The sequence below is a fragment of the Streptomyces sp. NPDC002265 genome, assembly GCF_040296125.1.
Lineage (GTDB): Bacteria > Actinomycetota > Actinomycetes > Streptomycetales > Streptomycetaceae > Streptomyces.
The window spans coordinates 1-18,527 of sequence record NZ_JBEOWS010000193.1 but is presented as its reverse complement, the minus strand read 5'-3'; the positions used below and the strand labels follow the sequence as shown (position 1 = coordinate 18,527).

Below are 18,527 nucleotides of genomic sequence, written 5' to 3'. Positions count from 1 at the left end.
GCGGTCAGGGGAACGAGGACCACGACGAAATGCACGAGCAGTATGTGAGCGGGCAGGCCGTTGAACAGGCTCATCTGCGAAATCCTCCAGCAGGTAGGGGTTCCGTGTGTCGATCGGGCGCGTCAGCCAGGCACAGGAACCTCTCAGCTTCTTCTGAAGGTCTCCCACGCTGTCCGTCCGGCCCGGAAACAGGGCCGGACGTCCCCTTCCCTCACTACCGGATGCCGCGATGGGATGGAGGGAGACCGATCCGGGGGGCGCCATGCCGGATCCATCGAGGTGTTCGATGAACGACTCAGCTCTCGCAGTGCGACTGCACCGCCTGGCCGCCCCTGGCGCGTCCCGACGGCGCGAACCCGCTCTCCTGGCCGTGACGGCCGCCGCCCTCGCCGGCGGCGGCATCGCCTGGATCGTCGGCGCCCCGGACCTCGCCGACCTGTTCTGGGCTCTCGGTACCGTGGCCGCCGTCGTGCCCGCAGTGTGGTGGGTGCTGGCCGCACTGTGGCACGGACGGGCCGGCGTGGACCTGATCGCCGTGCTCGCACTCGGCGGGACCCTGGCCGTGCGCGAGTTCCTGGCCGGTGCTCTGATCGCTCTGATGCTCGCCACCGGGCGGACTCTGGAGTCCGCGGCCCAACGGCGCGCCTCCCACGACCTGCGCGCCCTGCTCGACCACGCGCCGCGCTCGGCACACCGGCGCACAGGTGCGGGAGTGGCCGCAGTACCGCTGGAACAGGTCGTCGTCGGTGACCTGCTCGTCGTGCGTCCCGGTGACGTCGTGCCCGTCGACGGCCGCGTGGAAAGCGCTGCCGCCGTCCTCGACGAATCGGTGCTCACCGGTGAAGCGGTGCAGGTCGAGCGGCTCCAGGGCGATGGAGTGCGCAGCGGTGTGGTCAACGCCGGCGGTGCCTTCGAACTGCGCGCCACCGCCGTCGAGCGGGAGAGCACCTACGCGCGGATCGTGCAGCTGGCCCGGCAGGCCGGAGCCGAGTCCGCGCCCGTCGTGCGGCTGGCCGACCGCTACGCCGCCTGGTTCCTGCCGCTCTCCCTCGTCGTCGCGGGACTGGCGTGGCTGATCAGCGGCTCCGCCGTCCGGGCGGTCGCCGTCCTGGTGGTCGCCACACCCTGTCCGTTGCTGCTTGCCGCCCCGGTCGCGATCGTCTCCGGACTCTCCCGTGCCTCCCGTCTGGGCGTGGTCGTCCGTGACGGCGGCGCACTGGAGAACCTCGGCCGCGCCCGCACTCTGCTGCTCGACAAGACCGGTACCCTCACCCGAGGCCGTCCGCGCGTCCTCGACGTCACCGCCGCCCCCGGTCTGAAGCCTGCGGACGTCCTGCGTCTGGCGGCCTCACTCGACCAGTACTCGCCCCACGTCCTGGCACAGGCCATCGTCGACACCGCCAGAGAACGCGGACTGGGACTGACCGCCCCGACGGACGTCACGGAAGAACCCGGCCGGGGCGCCACCGGCATCGTGGACGGACACCGCGTGTCCGTCGGGCGCCTCGACCCCGACCCCGCACGGCCCGCCTGGGCCAGGTCGGTCGACAACCGCGCCCTTCTCGACGGCGCGACGGTCGCCTGGCTCACCCTCGACGGAGCGCCGGCCGGCGCCGTCCTGCTGCTCGACCCCCTGCGCCACGACGCCCCGCGTACCCTGCGCCACCTGCGCGCGGCGGGCTTCCGGCGGTTGCTGATGCTCACCGGTGACCGCGCCACCCCTGCCCAGGAGGCCGCCGCCGTCCTCGGTCTGGACGGCGTGCGGGCCGAGCTCAGCCCCGCCGACAAGGTGGCCGCTGTCCGCGCCGAACGGGAGAACGCCGTCACGGTGATGGTCGGCGACGGCGTCAACGACGCCCCGGCCCTGGCCGCCGCCGACATCGGTGTCGCCATGGGCGCGCGCGGCTCCACCGCCTCCTCCGAGGCCGCCGACATCGTCCTGACCACCGACCGCGTCGACCGCCTCGCGGACGCCGTCGCCATCGCCCAGCGCGCCCGCCGCATCGCCGTCCAGAGTGCCATGGGCGGCATGCTGATGTCCTTGGCCGCCATGGCCGCGGCCGCCGTCGGCCTGCTCCCGCCCGCCGTCGGCGCGCTGCTCCAGGAAGGCATCGACGTCGCCGTCATCCTCAATGCCCTGCGTGCGCTGCGCGTCGGCCAGGCCGCGCACCCCGCCGTCACCCCCGCCGCCGAAGCCCTCATCCACCGCTTCGCCGACGAACACCAGGACCTTCAGGACGTCCTCGACGCCGTACGCGACGCGGCCGATCGCCTCTCCGACGCTCCCGGCCCCGCAGCGCTCACCGCTGTGCAGGAGACCCACCGTCTGCTCGTCGAACGGCTGCTGCCCCATGAGCACGCCGAAGAACACGAACTCTATCCCGCGCTCGCCCCCACCCTGGGCGGCCCCGAGGCCACCGCCCCCATGAGCCGCGCCCACACCGAGATCGAACGCCTCTCGCGCCGCATCGCCACCCACCTCGCACTCGCGCACGCCGGCGGGGGCCTGGCCCCCGAACAACTCGACGACCTGCGTTCCTGCCTCTACGGTCTCCACACCGTCCTGCGGCTGCACTTCACGCAGGAGGAGGAGAACTACTTCTCCCTCGCCCCATGAGAGCGCCCCGGCAGAGCTCCAGTGCCTGCGAGAACGGACCGCCGGGCGGACTCTGTCCGCTCACACCACCACGATGGCATCGACGACCTCGACCACGTCGTCGATGTCCCGCACCGGCGCCAGCAGCTCGGGGACGAGATCCTTGTCCAGCCGCCCCGTCAAGGTCACCACGCCGTTGCGCACGGTCACTTCGACGCCACGCGGATCCACCAGGTGGCGCCCCACAAGGGACTCCACCTCGGCCTGGATCTCGCTGTCGTCACGGATCAGGGCGCGCAGCAGGTCCTGTCGGCTGACCACGCCGACGAGCCGACCGTGAAGGTCCGTCACGGGGAGCCGCCTCAAGCGCGCGTGGGCCGCTGTCCAGGCCGCGTCCGACACACGCGACGCCGGGTGGACGGTGACCGCAGGGAAGGTCATCAGGGTGGCGGCCGTGTCCCCATGACTCTTGTCGTACAGGCGGTGCTGCCACAGCCTGCCGACGGGGCCGTGCCGGCGTGGCTCCGCCAGGACAGCGGCCTTGGCCAGCAGGTCCGACTCGGAGACAACCCCGATCACGTGGTCGTCCGCGTCGACCACCGGTAGGGCGTTGACCTGTTCACGGGCGAGTGTGTGCGCCACGTCGAGGAAGGGCATGTCGCCGGGGACCGAGGCCGCGGGCACCTGCATGACGTCCCGCACGCGGGGCACGGCCGGGGTGCGGGGAGCCGACGCGGGAGGCGCCGGACTCGCCTCCTCGCCGGTCGGTTCGGAGCTCCGCGCCGACGCGGCGCCGGCGACTGCCGCGAGGTAGCGGCGCAGCACGTCCTGCCGCGGTTCCTCCTGAGGTGTCCAGGGGCGGCCCGGCATGGTGCTGCGGGCTGCCTTCTCCGCCGAGCGGTGCTCGAAGTCGCTCACGGCTGCCTCCCGGGGGTGCCGTCACCTACGGGCTCAGTCTCGCATCGATCGGCACCCGCGGCCTCCGGGCGCGGCCCCGGCCGAGGGAGGGCCAGCGTGACGCGACACATCACCGCTCACCAAGGAGACTGGGAAGGCGGGGACTGGGCCCAAGAGGTGACCTCATGACGGGATTCCGGGGCTTTCTGACGCGGTTCCGACCGGCGGCATCGCCCGGCCGGGCGACTTCCGGCGGTGTCCCCGCGGACCGTTCCGCCGAACTGCGCGCGGAACTCACACCGCCCCTGGCCCTGCTCGAGCAGGCCCAGGCGGACGCCCTGGGCGTGCGCGAGCGTGCCGAAGCCGCCGCTGCGGCACGCCTGCACGAGGCCGAGGCCCTGGCCGACGAGATCCTGACCGAGGCGCGTGAAAAAGCCCTCCAGGCGCGTGAGGAGGCCGCCGAGCGGTCGCTGCGAGCCGCCGAGGCCCAGGCCGCGGAACTGCTCGCGGGCGCGGAGCGTGAGGCGGCCGCGGTGCGCGACCGGGCCACCGGCCGGACGCCCGCGCTGGCCGAGCGGGCGCTCGCGCTGGTGCTGGCGGACATCACGGCGGAGCCGGAACTGCACACGTCGCCGGAGGCGGGTTCCTGATGGGCGCCGGCTGGGTGGCCGGAGTGGCACGGGCACGGGCTCTGCGCACCAGATGCCTGGGCCCCGACGGCATCGGGCAGGTGGCCGCCTGCCGCACCCTCGACGACGCCCTGCGCCGGCTGGCGGTCACCCCTTACCGGCGCCATGTCATCCCTGGTGCGACACCGGCCGAGGCCCAGCGGGCCGTCTCGGCGGCACTGCTGTGGCATCTCCGGGTCCTCGCCGGCTGGCAGCCCGCCACCGGTGCCCAGGCCGTCCGGGCGCTCGCCGCGGGATTCGAGATCTCCAACACGGAACACCATCTGAGAGAGATCGCGGCAGACACGGAACACCCCTTCCTCCCGCCCTACCGCCTCGGTGCACTGGCGATCGCCTGGTCCCGGCTCGCCCGCACCCGCACGCCGTCGGAGCTGCGCACCGCGCTGGCGGCCTCCGACTGGGGCGACCCCGGGGGCGACTCCCCCGCCGCGGTCGCCACCGGCATGCGGGTCTCCGCGGCCGTACGCCTCTCGGTCACCGTTCCCGACGCGGCTCGCTGGGCAGCGGCCCGGCTCGCTCTGCTGTTCGGCCGCGAGGTGTTCGTCGTCGGGCGCCGGTTGCCGGACGAATCCGTCCGGCGGACCGCCCGTCTGCTCGGCCCCCGGGCGGTGGGGGCGGGGTCGTACGCCGACTTCCGGCAGGCGCTGCCCGCCGACACGCGCCGGCTGCTGAAGGACGTGGACGAGGCGGCTGACCTGTGGCGGGCCGAGGCGCGCTGGTGGGACACGGTCGAGCGCGACAGCCGGGAGCTGCTGCGCCGGTCCTCCTTCGGCCCGGGGCCCGTGGTGGGGGCCGTGGCCCTGCTGTCGGCCGACGCGTGGCGGACCCGTGGCGCGCTGGAACTGGCCGCCCGGGGCCGCGGACCGGGTGAACGGCCGGCAGCGGAGGAGCCCGATGGTCCGGGCTGAGGCGGCGATCCCGGTCCGGATGCGCAGGGTGGCGGTCGTGGCCCCCGAGCGGACGCTGCGGGAAAGCCTGGTGCGGATCGCCGAGGCGGGCTGCGTCGAGATCGACCTGCCCGGGGACGGCGGGCCGGAGGTCCACGGGCCCGCGACGAGGCGTCTGCAGCGGTTGCGCGGCGAGCCGGCTCGAGCGGTCCTCAGCGAGTCCCCGCCGGACCTGGACGCCCTGGAACGCGCGGGCAGAGCCGACTTGCTGGCGGGTGAGGCGCAACTGGAGGAACGCCTCGGCAGCGCCGTCCGGCACGGCGAGGTCGCCGCACTGGCCGGCTGGTGCCCCGAGACGGAGGTGGGCACCACGGCGGCGCGCGTCGCCGGGGTCGGAGGAGCACTCGTGCCGTTGCGGGCTCCGCGCGGCGTCGATCCGCCGACCCTGCTGACAGGCGCCCGCACCGCACTGCGCACGATGCCTGTGCGCCGCTCCTTCACGCCTCTGGTCAGCACCTACGGGACCGTGCCCTACGCCGACCTCGACCCCACGCTCCCGGCAGGCGTCGTCTACGTGGTGATGTTCGGCCTGATGTTCGGCGATGCCGGGCACGGACTGCTGCTGGTCGTCGTCGCTCTCCTCCTGCGCGCGGGCCGGCCGCGCCGGACGGCGGCACTGCGCTCGCTGTGGCCTTTCGTGGCCGGTGCCGGGGTGGCCGCGACACTCGCCGGGGTGGCGTACGGCGAGTTCTTCGGCCCGACCGGGGTGCTGCCCGTGCTGTGGCTGCGGCCGCTGGAGGAACCGACGCGGCTGCTGGCCACCGCCGTCGGGCTCGGTGCTGTGCTGCTGGCTGCCGCCTACGCCGCCGGGATCGTGAACCGCTGGCGAGAAGGCGGACCGGCGGCAGCTTTGTACTCCACGACCGGCGTCGCGGGGGCGGCGCTCTATCTGGGCCTCGCCGCCGTCGCCGGGGCCGCGTGGCTCGGCGCGGTGGCGTACGCGTCGGCGGGGGCCGCGATCGCCCTCACCGGCCTGGCGCTGGCCGGGGCCGGACTGTACGCGGAGACGGCCGGTGGTCCGGGCGGGGCGGTGCAGACCGGGATCCAGCTTTTCGACGCGGTCGTCCGGCTCGGCTCCAACGTGGTGTCCTTCGCCCGGCTCGCGGCCTTCGGCCTGACGCACGCCGCGCTCGGCGCGATCGTCTGGGACGGCACGACGGCGCTCGCCGGCCAGGGCCCGGCCGGAGTCGTCGGCGCGTCGCTGGTGTTTGTCGTGGGCAACGTCCTGACGTTCGCGCTGGAGGCGCTCGTGGCGGGCGTTCAGGCGCTGCGTCTGGAGTTCTACGAACTGTTCTCCCGGCTCTTCGAGGGACAGGGGCGCCCGTTCAGGCCCTGGCGGCTGCCCGTCGAGCACGTCCTGGGTCCGGCCCCGGCCGGGGTGACCGCCGGCCCGGTGAGGAAGGAGCAGTCGTGATCACCTGGTTCTTGGCCCTGCCCCTGGTCCTGGCGGGATTCGTCGCCGTACGGCTCGTGCTGCGGCGGTCGGGCGGCAGGGCCCTGTGGTGGACGGTCGCCGCAGACGCCGTGCTTCTGGTGGCTGCTGCCGTGGTGCTGGCCCTGACGTTCGGCGGTGGATCCGCCCAGGCCGCCACGACGGCGGCCCACGACTCGGGGGCGGGCTCTGCGGCCCTGATCGGCGCGGCGATCGCGGTGGCCGGGGCGACGATCGGGGCGGGGGTCGCCGTCGCCTACACCGGAGCGGCGGCCCTCGCGGCGCTCAGCGAGCGGCCCGAACTCTTCGGCCGGGCGATGGTCATCGTCGGTCTGGCCGAGGGCATAGCGATTTACGGACTGGTCGTGGCGGTCATCCTGATCGGGAAGGCGTGATGGTGGGGCGCGTCGCCGCCCTCGGCGAGCGGTCCCGGGTGGCCGGTCTGGCCCTCGCCGGCGTGGTCGTCCTGGCCGCGGACGCCCCCGAGGCCGTACGCCGGGGCTGGCGGAGCCTGCCCGACGATGTGGAGCTGGTGGTCCTGACCGCCGCGGCGGCCGAGGCGCTGGGTCCGGAACCGGGCGCGCCCACGGGCGGCCGCCCACTGATCGCCGTGATGCCGCCATGACCACCCCGCCCTCCGACCGGCCGACGCAAGGGCTCGGCCCGGTCCGGGCAGAGTTGCTGCGAGCCGCTCACGCCGACGAGCAGGCGGTACTGGCCCGCGCCGAGCGGGAGGCTGCCGCCCTGCTCGACCGGGCCCGCGCCGAAGCCCGGGAGATTCTCGACGAGGCCCGTCGGCAGGGCGAGGCCGACGGTGCGGCAGCGGCCCGTGATCTCCTCGTCCGAGCCCGTCGGAAGGCCAGATTCCGCACCCTCACCACGCGCCGGGAGGCGTACGAGACACTGCGCCGCGAGACCGCCGAACGGGTCGGGGAACTGCGCCGGACCACCGACTACCCGAGCCTGTGCAAGCGGCTGGAGCAGCGGGCCCGCGTCCTCCTGGGTCCCGGCACCGCGGTGACCGAGCACCCCGGCGGGGGTGTGATCGCCGCCGCGCCCGGGCGCCGGGTCGATCTGTCGCTGGCCACGCTGGCGGACCGCGCCCTGGACCGGATGGGACGGGAGGTGGGGACCCTGTGGGAGCCGTGACGGAGTCCGGCGGGACGCGCAGACCGGCCGCCTGCCGGATCCTGCGTGTCACCGGGCCGCTGGTGGAGGTGGAGTACACGCGCGGCACCGCGATGTACGACCTGGTCTCGATCGGCCCCGCCGGGCTGCCCGGGGAGGTCGTGGCCATCAGCGGCGGCGTGGTCACCGTGCAGGCGTACGAGTACACCGGCGGACTCGCTCCCGGGCAGACGGCGACACCGCGGGGACGGCCCCTGTCCGTGCGGCTGGGTCCGGAACTGCTCGGCGGGATCTTCGACGGGTTGCTGCGTCCGCTGTCCGGCGCCGGCGACTGGCTGGTGCCCGGCATCCGGACCGCCACGGTCGAGGCACACTCCTGGACCTTCGCTCCGTCGGTGGCGCAGGGCGAAGAAGTCTGCGAGGGACAGGCCCTCGGGGAGATCCGCGACGCGGGACCAGTAAAGGTGAAGGTCCTGGTGCCCCCCGGCTGCGGGGGTGTCGTGGAGCGGATCTCCGACGCCGGAGGGCTTACGGGGGACGCGGTGGCGGCCGTCGTCGGCGGCACCGAGGTGACCGTCGGCACCCGGTGGCCGGTGCGCCGGCCCCGTCCGGTGCGGGAGCGCGTCGACAGCCACGAGGCCCTGAACACCGGGCAACGGGTGGTCGACCTCCTCTTCCCGGTCGTCCGGGGCAGCACGGTGGCGGTGCCGGGCGGGTTCGGCACGGGCAAGACCATGCTGCTCCAGCAGATCGCCAAGTGGTGCGACGCGGACGTCATCGTCTACGTCGGCTGCGGGGAGCGCGGCAACGAGATGGCCGACGTCATCACGGAGCTGGCGGAGCTGCGGGACCCGCGGACGGGCGGACGTCTCGCCGACCGCACGGTGACGATCGCCAACACCTCCAACATGCCGATGATGGCCCGGGAGGCGAGTGTGTACACGGGGGTGACGGTCGCCGAGTACTTCCGGGACATGGGCCTGGACGTGGTGGTCATCGCCGATTCGACCTCCCGGTGGGCCGAGGCACTGCGCGAGTTCGCCTCCCGGACCGGCGAGCTGCCCGCGGAAGAGGGCTACCCGGCCGGGCTGGCCTCGGCGATCGCGGCCTTCTACGAGCGGGCCGCCGCCGTGACCACGCTGGGCGGGGACCGTGGATCGGTGACGGTGATCGGAGCGGTGTCGCCGCCCGGCGGGGACCTGACCGAACCGGTGACCGCGCACACCGAGCGTTTCGTGCGGTGCCTGTGGACCCTCGACCGCGATCTGGCGTACGCCCGCCACTACCCGGCGGTGTCCTGGTCGGGGTCCTTCTCCCGGGACGTGCCGGTCCTCGCCGCCGGACACCGGGCGGGCGGTGATTCCGGCTGGGAGCGGCGCCGCGAGCGGGTGGGGGCGGTGCTGGCGGAGGCCGACCGGCTGGCCGATCTGGTGGACCTGATCGGCATCGCGGCCCTGCCCGCGCGGGAGCGGATCGGCGTGCTCGCGGGGCGGCTGGTCAGGGAGGGCGTGCTGCAGCAGAGCGCGTTGTCGGAGCAGGACGCGTACTGCGGGCCGGAGAAGACGGCGGCCCTGGCCGACGCCGTGCTGGCGGTCGCCGAGCGCTGCCGCGCGCTGGTGGACTGCGGTGTGCCCGCGGCCTCGGTCGAGGAGATCGATTTCGGTCCGCTGGTGCGCGCCCGGGAGGACACCGGCCCGCACGATGCGGAGCAGGTGGTGGCGAGCCGGGATGCCATGCTCGCCAGGCTGGGTGAGGTGCGGTCGTGAGTGCGTTCGGCGGGATCGAGTACACGGCGGTACGTGAGCTGCGGGGCCCGCTCGCGGTCGTCGAGGGCGTGTCGGGGGTCGGCTGGGACGAGTACGCGCTGATCACCCTCGCCTCGGGTGAGCGGTTCCACGGCGTGGTCCTGGACGCCGACCGCGGCCTGGCCGTCGTGCAGGTGCTGGAGGGGACGGCCGGCATGGACCCGGAGGGTGTCCGTGTGGCCTTCTCCGGCAGCCCGCTGCGCGTCCCGGTCGGCACGGACTGGCTGGGCCGGGTCTGCAACGGCCGGGGCGAGCCCCTCGACGGCGGCCCACCCGTCCTCGGTGCCTGCACGGCCGAGGTCGGCGGCGCTCCCGTCAACCCCGTACGGCGCGAGCCGCCGTCCGAGCCGGTACTCACGGGCGTCGGGGCCGTCGACGCCCTGACGACCCTCGTACGGGGGCAGAAGCTGCCTGTGTTCTCGATGGCCGGGCTGCCGCATCTGGAGCTGGCGGCCCAGATCGCCGCGCAGGCCACCACCGCCGGCGAGGCGTTCAGTGTCGTGTTCGCGGGCATGGGCCTCACCCACGCGGACGCCTCCTTCGTCCGGGACGCTCTGGAGGAGCGGTCGGCGGCCGGGGAACTGGTCCTGCTGCTGAACACCGCCGACGCCCCGGTGATCGAACGGATCCTCACCCCGAGGATCGCCCTCACCGTCGCCGAGCACCTCGCCTTCGTGGAAGGAAGCCACGTCCTGGTGGTGATGACCGACATGACGACGTACGCCGAGGCACTGCGCGAGGTGTCGGCCGCCCGTGCGGAGATCCCCGCCCGTCGTGCCTACCCCGGCTATCTCTACAGCGACCTGGCCTCCCTGTACGAGCGCTGCGGACGCGTCCGGGACCGGCCCGGCTCGGTCACGGTGCTGCCCGTGCTGACCATGCCCGCAGGAGACATCACGCACCCGGTTCCCGACCTGACCGGGTACATCACCGAGGGGCAGATCGTGCTCTCGCCCTCGGTGCACGCGCGGGGTGTGTATCCGCCGTTGGACGCGCTGTCCTCGCTCTCCCGGCTGATGCGCAAGGGCGCAGGGCCCGGTCGCACCCGCGACGACCATGTCGACGTCGCGGCCCAGCTGCTGGCTGCCCTGGCCCGGGCCCGGCAGCTCCGGGACCTCGCGGACCTGGTCGGCGAGGCGGCGCTGAGCCCCACGGACCGCCGCTACCTGGACTTCGACGAGGCGTTCCTGCGGGACTTCGCCGACCAGCCGAGCGACGAGCCGCGCGACCTCGACGACGCGCTGGAACGCGGCTGGCGGGCCCTGCTCACGCTGCCCCGCAGTCAGCTGTCCATGCTCCCGGCCCGCCTCCTCGACGCCCGTGACGCGCAGGACGCCCCGGACACGGAGGCGTCCCGATGACCGGCACCCGCCGTACGCCACCCGGCCGGGCTGGACGGCTGCGTCTGCGGCACAGACTCGATGTCGCCGAGCGCGGCGCCGACCTCCTGGAGCAGAAGCTCCGCGTCCTGCGTTCCGAGCACGAGCGGCTGGTGAGCGCGGCGGAGGCGGCCTCCGGCGTCTGGCGCGACCTGCTGCTCGACGCCGATCACTGGCTGCTGCGGGGGCTGCTCCTGAGCGGGGAGGACGCCCTCGACGCGGCTGCCGCGGGCATTCCTCCCGCCGACGTCACGGTCGACTGGACCACCTCCATGGGCGTACGCCACCCGGCAAGGGCCTCCGTGTCCGTCTCCGCCCGTCCGCCCACCGCAGCCGCCCCCACCAACACGGCTCTCGTGCACGCCGAGACCGCGTACGCCCGCGCCGTGCGGGCCGCCGCCGAGTACGCGGCCGCCCGCACGGCCGCCGAAAGCGTCGGCGCGGAGGTGGCAAGCACCCGGCACCGCGTCCGCGCCCTGCGACGCCACTGGATCCCCCGCCTGCGGGAGGCGCTCGGCCGGGCCGACCTGGCCCTGGAACAGGCCGAGCACGAGGACGGCGTACGCAGACGTTGGGCGGCTCGGTCCACCGTGCGGTGAGGGTCACTGGAAGGCGGCGTGGATCTCCTGCTCGGTCGCCGTGTGGGAGACGAGGAGGAGTTCGTCACCGACGCGCAGCCGCTCCGCCGGGTCCGGCACCGTCGGCTGTCCGCCGCGGACGATGGTGGCGACGACGGTCCCCTCGGGCAGCACGACGTCCCCCAGGGGCCGGCCCACGGTCCTGGACTGCTGCGTGATGGCCGTTTCGATGACCTCGACGCCGGCCTTGCTGAGCCGCAGCAGCGCCACCGTGTCGGTGGCGCCGGTGGCCTCCTCGATGAGGGAGATCAGCGGGGTGGCGGAAGGAACGGCGACGTCGATGCCCCAGCGTTCGTCGAACAGCCAGGCGTTGTCCGCGTCGTTGACGCGGGCGGCGACGCGGGGCACCGAGAACTGCCGTTTGGCGAGGAGGCTGATGACGAGATTGTCCTCGTCGTCGCCGGTGGTCGCGACGACGAGGTCGGCGGTCAGGGCGCCGGCGTGCTCCAGCAGGGTCCGCTCGCAGGCGTCGCCCGGCACCAGCCGCACCGGGACGCGGCCTTCGAGTTCGGCCAAGCGGTCGTCGTCGTTGTCGATGAGGGTGACCTCGTTGCGCGCGGCGGCGAGCACCTGGGCGATCTGGCTGCCGAGCCGTCCCGCGCCGGCGATGAGCACGTTCACGTTCCCAGCTCCTTGTCGAGGAAGCCGCGCAACCTTCCGAGCGCGGTCGCGGCGACGGCGAAGGTGACCAGGTCGCCCGCCTGCGCGGGGGTGCCGTGCGCGGGGATGAGAGAGCGGCCCGCGCGGGTGACCTCGACCACGCGGATCTCGCCGTCGACGTCGAACTCGGTCAGCCGTCGGCCGACAAGGTAGGCGGGCATCTCCGAGCGGACGAGGAGGGTCTCGCCGTTGCCGAAGCCGAGTTCGGGGCTGAGGTGGCGGTGCAACAGCATCATGTGGAGCTGATGGACGGTCCAGCGGACGCCGGCGATGGTGGGGATGCCGAGGTCGTGGTAGATGTCGGCGCGCCTCGGGTCGTAGTTGCGGGCGAGGACGACCGGGACCCGGTAGGTGTCCTTCGCCGTGCGGGCGCTGACGATGTTGCTGTTGTCGGCGGAGGTGACGGCGACGAAGGCGTCCGCGTGTTCGATCCCGGCGGCCTCCAGGACGGCCCGGCTGAAGCCGTTGCCCTCGTGGAAGCGGATGCGGGGGCTGTCGGGGAGCCGCCGGGCGGCTTCGGGGCGCCGGTCGACGACCTCGACGTCGTGCCCTTCGGAGGCGAGCAGAGCGGCGAGACCTGCCCCCACCCGCCCGCAGCCGACGACGATCACTTTCACCGTGGGGCTCCTTTCCGACAAGCGTCGCGTCGGCGCAGCCACGCCTTGCGGATCTCGTCCGCGCACAGGGGCAGGGTGCCGAGTGCGGCCAGGACGGCCCAGTCGGCGGCGTCGAGCGCGGCGGTGTTGAAGACGGTCTGCAGCAGGGGCAGGTAGCTGATCGCGGCCATGAGGGCGACGCCGAAGCAGCCCGCTGCGAGCAGGGCGGGATTGGACAGCAGCCCCACCTTCAGGATGCTCTGCCGGTCGGTGCGCACGGCGAGCGCGTTGAAGAACTGGCTGAGCACGATCCCCGCCTGGACCATGGTGATCGCCTCACGGTAGACGGGCGTGTCCTTGGTGAAGTCGTCGAACGGGATCCCCGAGGCGACGACGTGCTCGAAGAAGACGGCGGTGACGCAGGCCGCCTGGATGCCGCCGAGGAACAGGATCCGTCCCGTCACGGCTGCCGAGAACAGCCGCTCCCGGCGGGAGCGCGGCGGACGGTCCATGACGTCGGGCTCGGGCGGCTCGGCACCCAGGGCCAGGGCGGGCAGTACGTCGGAGCCCAGGTCGATGGCGAGGATCTGCACCGCGCTGATGGGCACCAACGGGAATCCCGCGAAGGTGGCCGCGAGGATCGGGACCAGCTCGCCGATGTTGTGGCTGAACAGATAGACGAGGAACTTGCGGATGTTCTGGTAGACGGCGCGGCCGAGACGTACCGCCGCCGCGATGGAGGCGAACGAGTCGTCCAGCAGAACCATCGCGGCCGCCTCGCGGGCCACGTCGGTGCCCCCGGCCCCCATCGCCACACCGATGTCCGCGTGCTTGAGCGCGGGAGCGTCGTTCGCACCGTCCCCGGTGACCGCCACCACCTCGCCCCGCCGCTGGAACGCGGTGACCACGCGCATCTTGTGCTCCGGGCTGACCCTGCACAGCAGCAGTTCGGACGGTTCGGCGAGCAGCGCGTCGAGCCGGTCGTCGTCCATCGCGTCGAGCCGGGACCCGGTCACCACGACCGGATCTGGCCGCCGGACGATCCCCACCCGGCGGGCCACGGCCTCACCGGTCAGCGGGTGGTCCCCGGTGACCATCACGATACGGATGCCGGCCCGGCGGCAGGCGGCGACCGCGTCGGTGACCTCCGGGCGCGGCGGGTCCAGCATGCCCACCAGGCCGAGGAGGGTCAGACCGGACTCCGCGTCCTCCTGCACGGGGTGGGGCCCGTCGACCTCACGCCGTGCGACGGCCAGCACCCGCAGCCCCTGGGCGGCGAGCTCGTCGCCCGCCGCGACGACCGCCGCCCGGTCCCGCTCGGTCAGCGGCTCCTGCCTTCCGGCACGCTCCGTGTCGGTGCAGCGCGCCAGCACCTCCCCGGGAGCTCCCTTGACGCAGGCCTGGTGGCCCGTCGCGGTCCGGTGGACGGTGGTCATCAGCTTGCGGTCCGAGTCGAAGGGGAACTCCGTCACCCGCGGGGTCGCAGCCGCCTCCGCGTCCAGGTCCACACCGGCCTTGGCCGCCACCACGAGCAGCGCTCCCTCGGTCGTGTCGCCGAGCACCCGCCAGCGGTCCTGAGGGCCCGCCGGCGGCACCAGCCGGGCGTCGCAGCACAGGCCGGCCACCCTGAGCAGCTCACTCACCGACGCCGCGGCGCCGACCTCCCCGCGCGGGGCGTAGCCGACACCCGTCACGTCATGGGTCACCCCGTCCGCCCACACCCGGATGACGGTCATCTCCGCCTGGGTGAGCGTCCCGGTCTTGTCGGTGCACACCACGGTGGTCGATCCGAGCGCCTCCACCGCCAGCAGTTGCTTGATCAGAGCCTGACGCCGCGCCATCCGCCGTACGCCGATCGCCAGGGACACCGACAGGGTGGCGGGCAGCCCTTCCGGCACCAGCGCCACCATCACTCCCAGGGCGAACACGAACGCCGGCAGGACGGACTCGCCCGTGGGAAGCCGTACGACGAACATCAGGGCCCCGGTCGCCAGGGCCGCCCCCGCCACCCGACGTGCCATGACGGCCACCTGGTGCTGAAGCGGGGTCTTCTGGCGCGGTGCGGCGGCGGCCAGCCGGTAGATCCGCCCGAACTCGGTGGACGCGCCCGTGGCGACGACCACGGCACGCCCGGATCCGGCGACCACGTCCGTCCCCATGAAGGCGCAGTTGCGGGACTCCAGCGCGGGCCCTTCAGCCACCGGATCGGTCGTGCGGCCCACAGCGTTGCTCTCTCCGGTCAACGGAGCGTTGTTGACCTTCAGTTCGTGCGCCTCGACCAGCCGGCAGTCCGCCGGCACGGCGTCCCCGGCCTCCAGCGCCACCACGTCCCCGGGCACCAGGTTCCGGGCGGGCACCTCCAGCCGTTGCCCGCCGCGCAGCACCCGGCAGGCGTGCGGCACCATCGCCGCCAAGGCCTGCGCCGTGCGCTCCGCCGAGTACTCCTGCGCGAAACCGATGGCGGCGTTCAGCACGACGACGGCCAGGATGGCCGTCGCCAGTTGCAAGGTGCCCGCCTCACGCGGCTGCTGAAGGCCGTACGCCAGAAAGGTGATCGCCGAGGCAACCAGCAGGACCACCGCGAAGAGGTCCATGAACTGCGCGCCCAACTCCCGCCAGACCGGGCGGTGTCGGACCTGCGGCAGTTCGTTCGCCCCGTACCGCTCCAGCCTCGCCGCCGCCTGTGCGGGGGTGAGCCCACGCCGTGAGGTGTCCAACGCGCAGAAGACATCGGCGGCGGCGAGCTGTCGTACCGCAGCAGCCGGAACGGAAGCAGAAGTGTCACCGACCGCCGAGCCCTGCTCCGCGGTCCTCGACGGATCCGTACCGGTGCGCATCACACGGACCCGTGAGGCGACCCGGGCCGCGTCGCCGGTGTCACCGATGTCACCGACCGGATCGCGCGGAGGGTCTTGGGTGAGGCTTCCACAGCAGGCTCCAAGATTGCGGCGGCCGTCTCGCCGGTACGCCGCCAGAGAATCCACGGCACCTTGTCACCCTGTGCCGATCCGGCGGATGCCACCAGGGCCGTGCGGGGCAAGGATAGGGGCCGTACAGGCCCTCACACGGGGACGGTGACGACGGGGCAGCGGGCGTGGTGCAGCACTCCCTGGCTCACCGAGCCGAGCAGCATGCCCGTGAACCCGCCATGCCCGCGAGTCCCCACGACCAGACCCAGGGCGTGCTCCGAGGCTTGCGTCAGGACCCGCACCGGGTGGCCGCGGACGACCTCGTGGTGCAGTTCCACCTCCGGATGCGTCGCCGTACGGCCCGCGACCGTCTCGGACAGCACACGACGGCACTCCCGCAGCACGGCGTCCTCGTCCAGGACACCGAGGAGCGGTGGACGCCACACGTACAGTGCTCTGACGGCCGCACCCCGCAGGGCCGCCTCCTCGAACGCCAGATCCACCGCCGCCACGGAATGCGGGCTGCCGTCGACACCGACCACGAAGTACGCGGGCTCTTGTGTGACGTGCTCCGGTTCCGGGACGACCGCGACCGGGCATGTGGCGTGCGCGGTGAGCGGGAGCGCCACCGAGGCGGAGCTGAACAGTTCGCGCCGGGTGCTCAGGTGCCAGGAGCCCACCACGACCATCGAGGCGCTCGGCGTCTCCTCCCGCAGGACCCACGCAGGCTCCCCTTCCACCAGCGACGCCGACACCTCCACCGCCGGGCGCCGGGACTCGACAAAGGCGACAGCATCCTCGAGTACCCGTTCCCCTGCGGACCGCAGCACCTGGCTCCACTGCTCCCAGGCCGGCCGCGCCTCCCCCGGCCGGTATCCGCCGGACGGCACCCCCAGGGCGTGCACGAGCCGCAGCGGCAGAGCCCGCCGGTCCGCCTCGTCGGCGGCCCAGGCGAGAGCCAGCCGTTTCGAGGTGTCGGGCTCGACACCCACGACGATCGGTCGACGTCCGTCCGCACCGCTCATGGCGCCTCCAGGTGATCTCCGCGCCGCCCTCCGTCCGCTCTCATCCAGCCTCACCCCTTCCGCCGGGTCCCGCACGCCGCGGCTTCCCCGGAGCTACGGGCCTGACCGCGTGGTGCAGACCGTCGTCCGCCTCGCGTGCCGTCGGGGCCGTTCGGCCCATGCGGCTCACGCGTGCAAGGCGGAGAGTGGAAGGAGGAACGCACGCGACACTAGGAGGCGGGAGCCATGTGGCACCGGACGGTGAGCGACCTCATGACCACACCGGTCGTCAAGGTGTGCCGGGACACCGGTTTCAAGGAGATCGCCAAGCTGCTCGCCGAACACGACATCACCGCCGTACCCGTCGTGGACGACGAGGAACACACCGTGGGCGTGGTCTCCGAGGCGGACCTGCTGTGCAAGGAGGCCGCCCAACTCGATCCGGCGGGCCTGCTGCCGCTTCTGCATCCCGGGCCCGCCGACCTCGCGAAGGCCCAGGCCACGACCGCCGAGGGACTGATGCACAGGCCGGCCGTGACGGCCAGGCCGCAGTGGACGGCGGTGGAGGCCGCCCAGGTCATGGAGCGCCACCACGTCAAACGGCTGCCGGTGGTCGACGAGGCCGACCGGCTGGTCGGCCTCGTCAGCAGGACCGATCTGCTGCGTGTCTTCCTCCGGAGCGACAGCGCCATCCGGGAGGAGATCTCGGGAGAGGTGCTCCTGCGCACGCTCGGGATCGCGCCCGGCGCGGTCACCGTGCGGGTCGTCGACGGTCGGGTGTCCCTGACGGGCACCGTCGAGCGCAAGTCGCTCGTCCCGGTCGTCGTGCGCCTGTGCCAGGGCGTGGACGGGGTGGTCGATGTCTCCGCGGAGCTGCACCACCGGGTGGACGACACCCCGACCGTGCCGGAGTCGCAGGGGTCGCGCCGCGCCGGACTGGCCACCTGAGCCGGATCACGGACCCGAGACGAGGTGGCCGGACATGACCGGGACTGCGTACAGCGTGAGCGACGTGATGAGCCAGACGGTCGTTGCCGTCGGACGCGACGCGCCGTTCAAGGAGATCGTGCGGACCATGGAGCAGTGGAAGGTCAGCGCCATGCCCGTGCTGGAGGGCGAGGGACGCGTCGTCGGTGTCGTCTCCGAGGCCGACCTGCTGCCCAAGGAGGAGTTCCGCGACGAGGAACAGAGCCTCTCCCAGCAGCGCCGGCGCCTGCTCGATGTCGCCAAGGCCGGCGCGACCACGGCGGGGGAACTCATGAGCACCCCCGCCGTCACCGTCCACCCCGACGCCACCCTCGCCCAGGCCGCGAGGATCATGGCCGTCCGGCACGTCAAGCGGCTGCCCGTGGTCGACGGCATCGGCATGCTCCAGGGGATCGTCAGCCGCGCCGACCTGCTGAAGGTCTTCCTGCGCTCGGACGAGGAAATCGAGGACGAGGTCCGCCGCACGGTGGTGTCCTGCCTGTTCCCGGGCTTCAGCCACGGCGTCCACGTGAGCGTTCAGGAGGGAGTCGTCACCCTGCGCGGACACATCCGCGACACCTCACTCATCTCGGTCGCCGTGCGTCTCGCACACGCCGTCGAGGGCGTCGTGGACGTCGAGCCGCAGCTCACCGGTGAATCGACGGAGCCCGGCGGGCCACCAGCGCACGGTTCCTGAACCGACGCTGCGCACGACGGACACGGGCGCGGACCGGCCGACCCCGGGCACCGTGCCGGGGCAGAGACCCGAGCAGGTCCGGCACCGTCCACGCGCCGACCGTGCCGTCGGCCCTGCGCCGCGGATCGGATGAACTCCGCGCCCGGCCGCCCGGTAGGCCCCGGCGACCGGGCGCCGGTTCAGC

17 protein-coding genes are annotated in these 18,527 nt (G+C 73.5%); 12 read left to right on the top strand and 5 right to left on the bottom strand.

Going from position 1 to position 18,527, the window contains the following annotated elements; translation table 11 throughout:
- Window positions 1–286: 286 nt before the first annotated feature.
- Complete coding sequence (locus ABT085_RS28600) at window positions 287–2,617, top strand: heavy metal translocating P-type ATPase (RefSeq protein WP_351613955.1); 2,331 nt, start codon at window positions 287–289, stop codon at window positions 2,615–2,617.
- Window positions 2,618–2,677: 60 nt separating this feature from the next.
- Here the strand turns inward: ABT085_RS28600 and ABT085_RS28595 are convergent, their stop codons facing one another.
- Window positions 2,678–3,514 carry a CBS domain-containing protein gene (locus ABT085_RS28595; RefSeq protein WP_351613953.1) on the bottom strand — a complete coding sequence of 279 codons (837 nt, stop codon included), beginning with the start codon at window positions 3,512–3,514 and terminating at the stop codon, window positions 2,678–2,680.
- A gap of 164 nt (window positions 3,515–3,678) precedes the next feature.
- On the opposite strand from ABT085_RS28595, the gene ABT085_RS28590 reads away from it, so the two are divergent.
- Genes ABT085_RS28590 through ABT085_RS28550 form a run of 9 tightly spaced genes read left to right on the top strand, consistent with a single transcriptional unit; the run spans window position 3,679 to window position 11,472 of the window.
- Window positions 3,679–4,143, top strand: coding sequence for a hypothetical protein (locus tag ABT085_RS28590; RefSeq protein ID WP_351613950.1), 465 nt, complete (start codon window positions 3,679–3,681; stop codon window positions 4,141–4,143).
- Entirely contained in the window at window positions 4,143–5,090 is a 948-nt protein-coding gene (locus tag ABT085_RS28585) for a V-type ATPase subunit (RefSeq protein WP_351613948.1), read from the top strand. The genes ABT085_RS28590 and ABT085_RS28585 overlap by 1 nt, the downstream gene beginning before the upstream one ends.
- A complete protein-coding gene (locus tag ABT085_RS28580) occupies window positions 5,077–6,543 on the top strand; it encodes a V-type ATPase 116kDa subunit family protein (RefSeq protein WP_351613945.1) in 1,467 nt (488 codons plus the stop codon). The genes ABT085_RS28585 and ABT085_RS28580 overlap by 14 nt, the downstream gene beginning before the upstream one ends.
- Entirely contained in the window at window positions 6,540–6,956 is a 417-nt protein-coding gene (locus ABT085_RS28575) for an ATP synthase subunit C (RefSeq protein ID WP_351613943.1), read from the top strand. Before ABT085_RS28580 ends, ABT085_RS28575 begins: the two co-directional genes overlap by 4 nt.
- On the top strand, window positions 6,956–7,186 hold the full coding sequence (locus tag ABT085_RS28570) for a hypothetical protein (protein WP_351613940.1): 231 nt from the start codon (window positions 6,956–6,958) through the stop codon (window positions 7,184–7,186). Before ABT085_RS28575 ends, ABT085_RS28570 begins: the two co-directional genes overlap by 1 nt.
- Window positions 7,183–7,710, top strand: a complete 528-nt coding sequence (locus ABT085_RS28565) for a hypothetical protein (RefSeq protein WP_351613937.1) — start codon at window positions 7,183–7,185, stop codon at window positions 7,708–7,710. The genes ABT085_RS28570 and ABT085_RS28565 overlap by 4 nt, the downstream gene beginning before the upstream one ends.
- On the top strand, window positions 7,698–9,455 hold the full coding sequence (locus ABT085_RS28560) for a V-type ATP synthase subunit A (protein WP_351613934.1): 1,758 nt from the start codon (window positions 7,698–7,700) through the stop codon (window positions 9,453–9,455). Before ABT085_RS28565 ends, ABT085_RS28560 begins: the two co-directional genes overlap by 13 nt.
- Window positions 9,452–10,855 carry a V-type ATP synthase subunit B gene (locus tag ABT085_RS28555; protein WP_351613928.1) on the top strand — a complete coding sequence of 468 codons (1,404 nt, stop codon included), beginning with the start codon at window positions 9,452–9,454 and terminating at the stop codon, window positions 10,853–10,855. The genes ABT085_RS28560 and ABT085_RS28555 overlap by 4 nt, the downstream gene beginning before the upstream one ends.
- Window positions 10,852–11,472, top strand: a complete 621-nt coding sequence (locus ABT085_RS28550; protein ID WP_351613925.1) for a V-type ATP synthase subunit D — start codon at window positions 10,852–10,854, stop codon at window positions 11,470–11,472. Before ABT085_RS28555 ends, ABT085_RS28550 begins: the two co-directional genes overlap by 4 nt.
- Before the next feature lie 3 nt (window positions 11,473–11,475).
- Here the strand turns inward: ABT085_RS28550 and ABT085_RS28545 are convergent, their stop codons facing one another.
- From ABT085_RS28545 to ABT085_RS28530, 4 genes are all read right to left on the bottom strand, one after another.
- Complete coding sequence (locus ABT085_RS28545; protein ID WP_351613922.1) at window positions 11,476–12,132, bottom strand: potassium channel family protein; 657 nt, start codon at window positions 12,130–12,132, stop codon at window positions 11,476–11,478.
- A complete protein-coding gene (locus ABT085_RS28540; RefSeq protein ID WP_351613919.1) occupies window positions 12,129–12,788 on the bottom strand; it encodes a potassium channel family protein in 660 nt (219 codons plus the stop codon). Before ABT085_RS28540 ends, ABT085_RS28545 begins: the two co-directional genes overlap by 4 nt.
- Window positions 12,785–15,751: a cation-translocating P-type ATPase gene (locus ABT085_RS28535; RefSeq protein ID WP_351613917.1), complete on the bottom strand. Its 2,967-nt coding sequence runs from the start codon at window positions 15,749–15,751 to the stop codon at window positions 12,785–12,787. Before ABT085_RS28535 ends, ABT085_RS28540 begins: the two co-directional genes overlap by 4 nt.
- A 77-nt stretch (window positions 15,752–15,828) precedes the next feature.
- Window positions 15,829–16,701: a universal stress protein gene (locus tag ABT085_RS28530; RefSeq protein ID WP_351613914.1), complete on the bottom strand. Its 873-nt coding sequence runs from the start codon at window positions 16,699–16,701 to the stop codon at window positions 15,829–15,831.
- A 225-nt stretch (window positions 16,702–16,926) separates the two neighbouring features.
- Between ABT085_RS28530 and ABT085_RS28525 the strand changes: the two genes are divergently transcribed.
- Window positions 16,927–17,628 (top strand): CBS domain-containing protein, encoded by a 702-nt coding sequence (locus ABT085_RS28525; RefSeq protein WP_351613911.1) that lies wholly within the window; start codon window positions 16,927–16,929, stop codon window positions 17,626–17,628.
- A gap of 34 nt (window positions 17,629–17,662) precedes the next feature.
- Entirely contained in the window at window positions 17,663–18,343 is a 681-nt protein-coding gene (locus tag ABT085_RS28520) for a CBS domain-containing protein (RefSeq protein ID WP_351613908.1), read from the top strand.
- The last annotated feature ends 184 nt before the right edge of the window (window positions 18,344–18,527 follow it).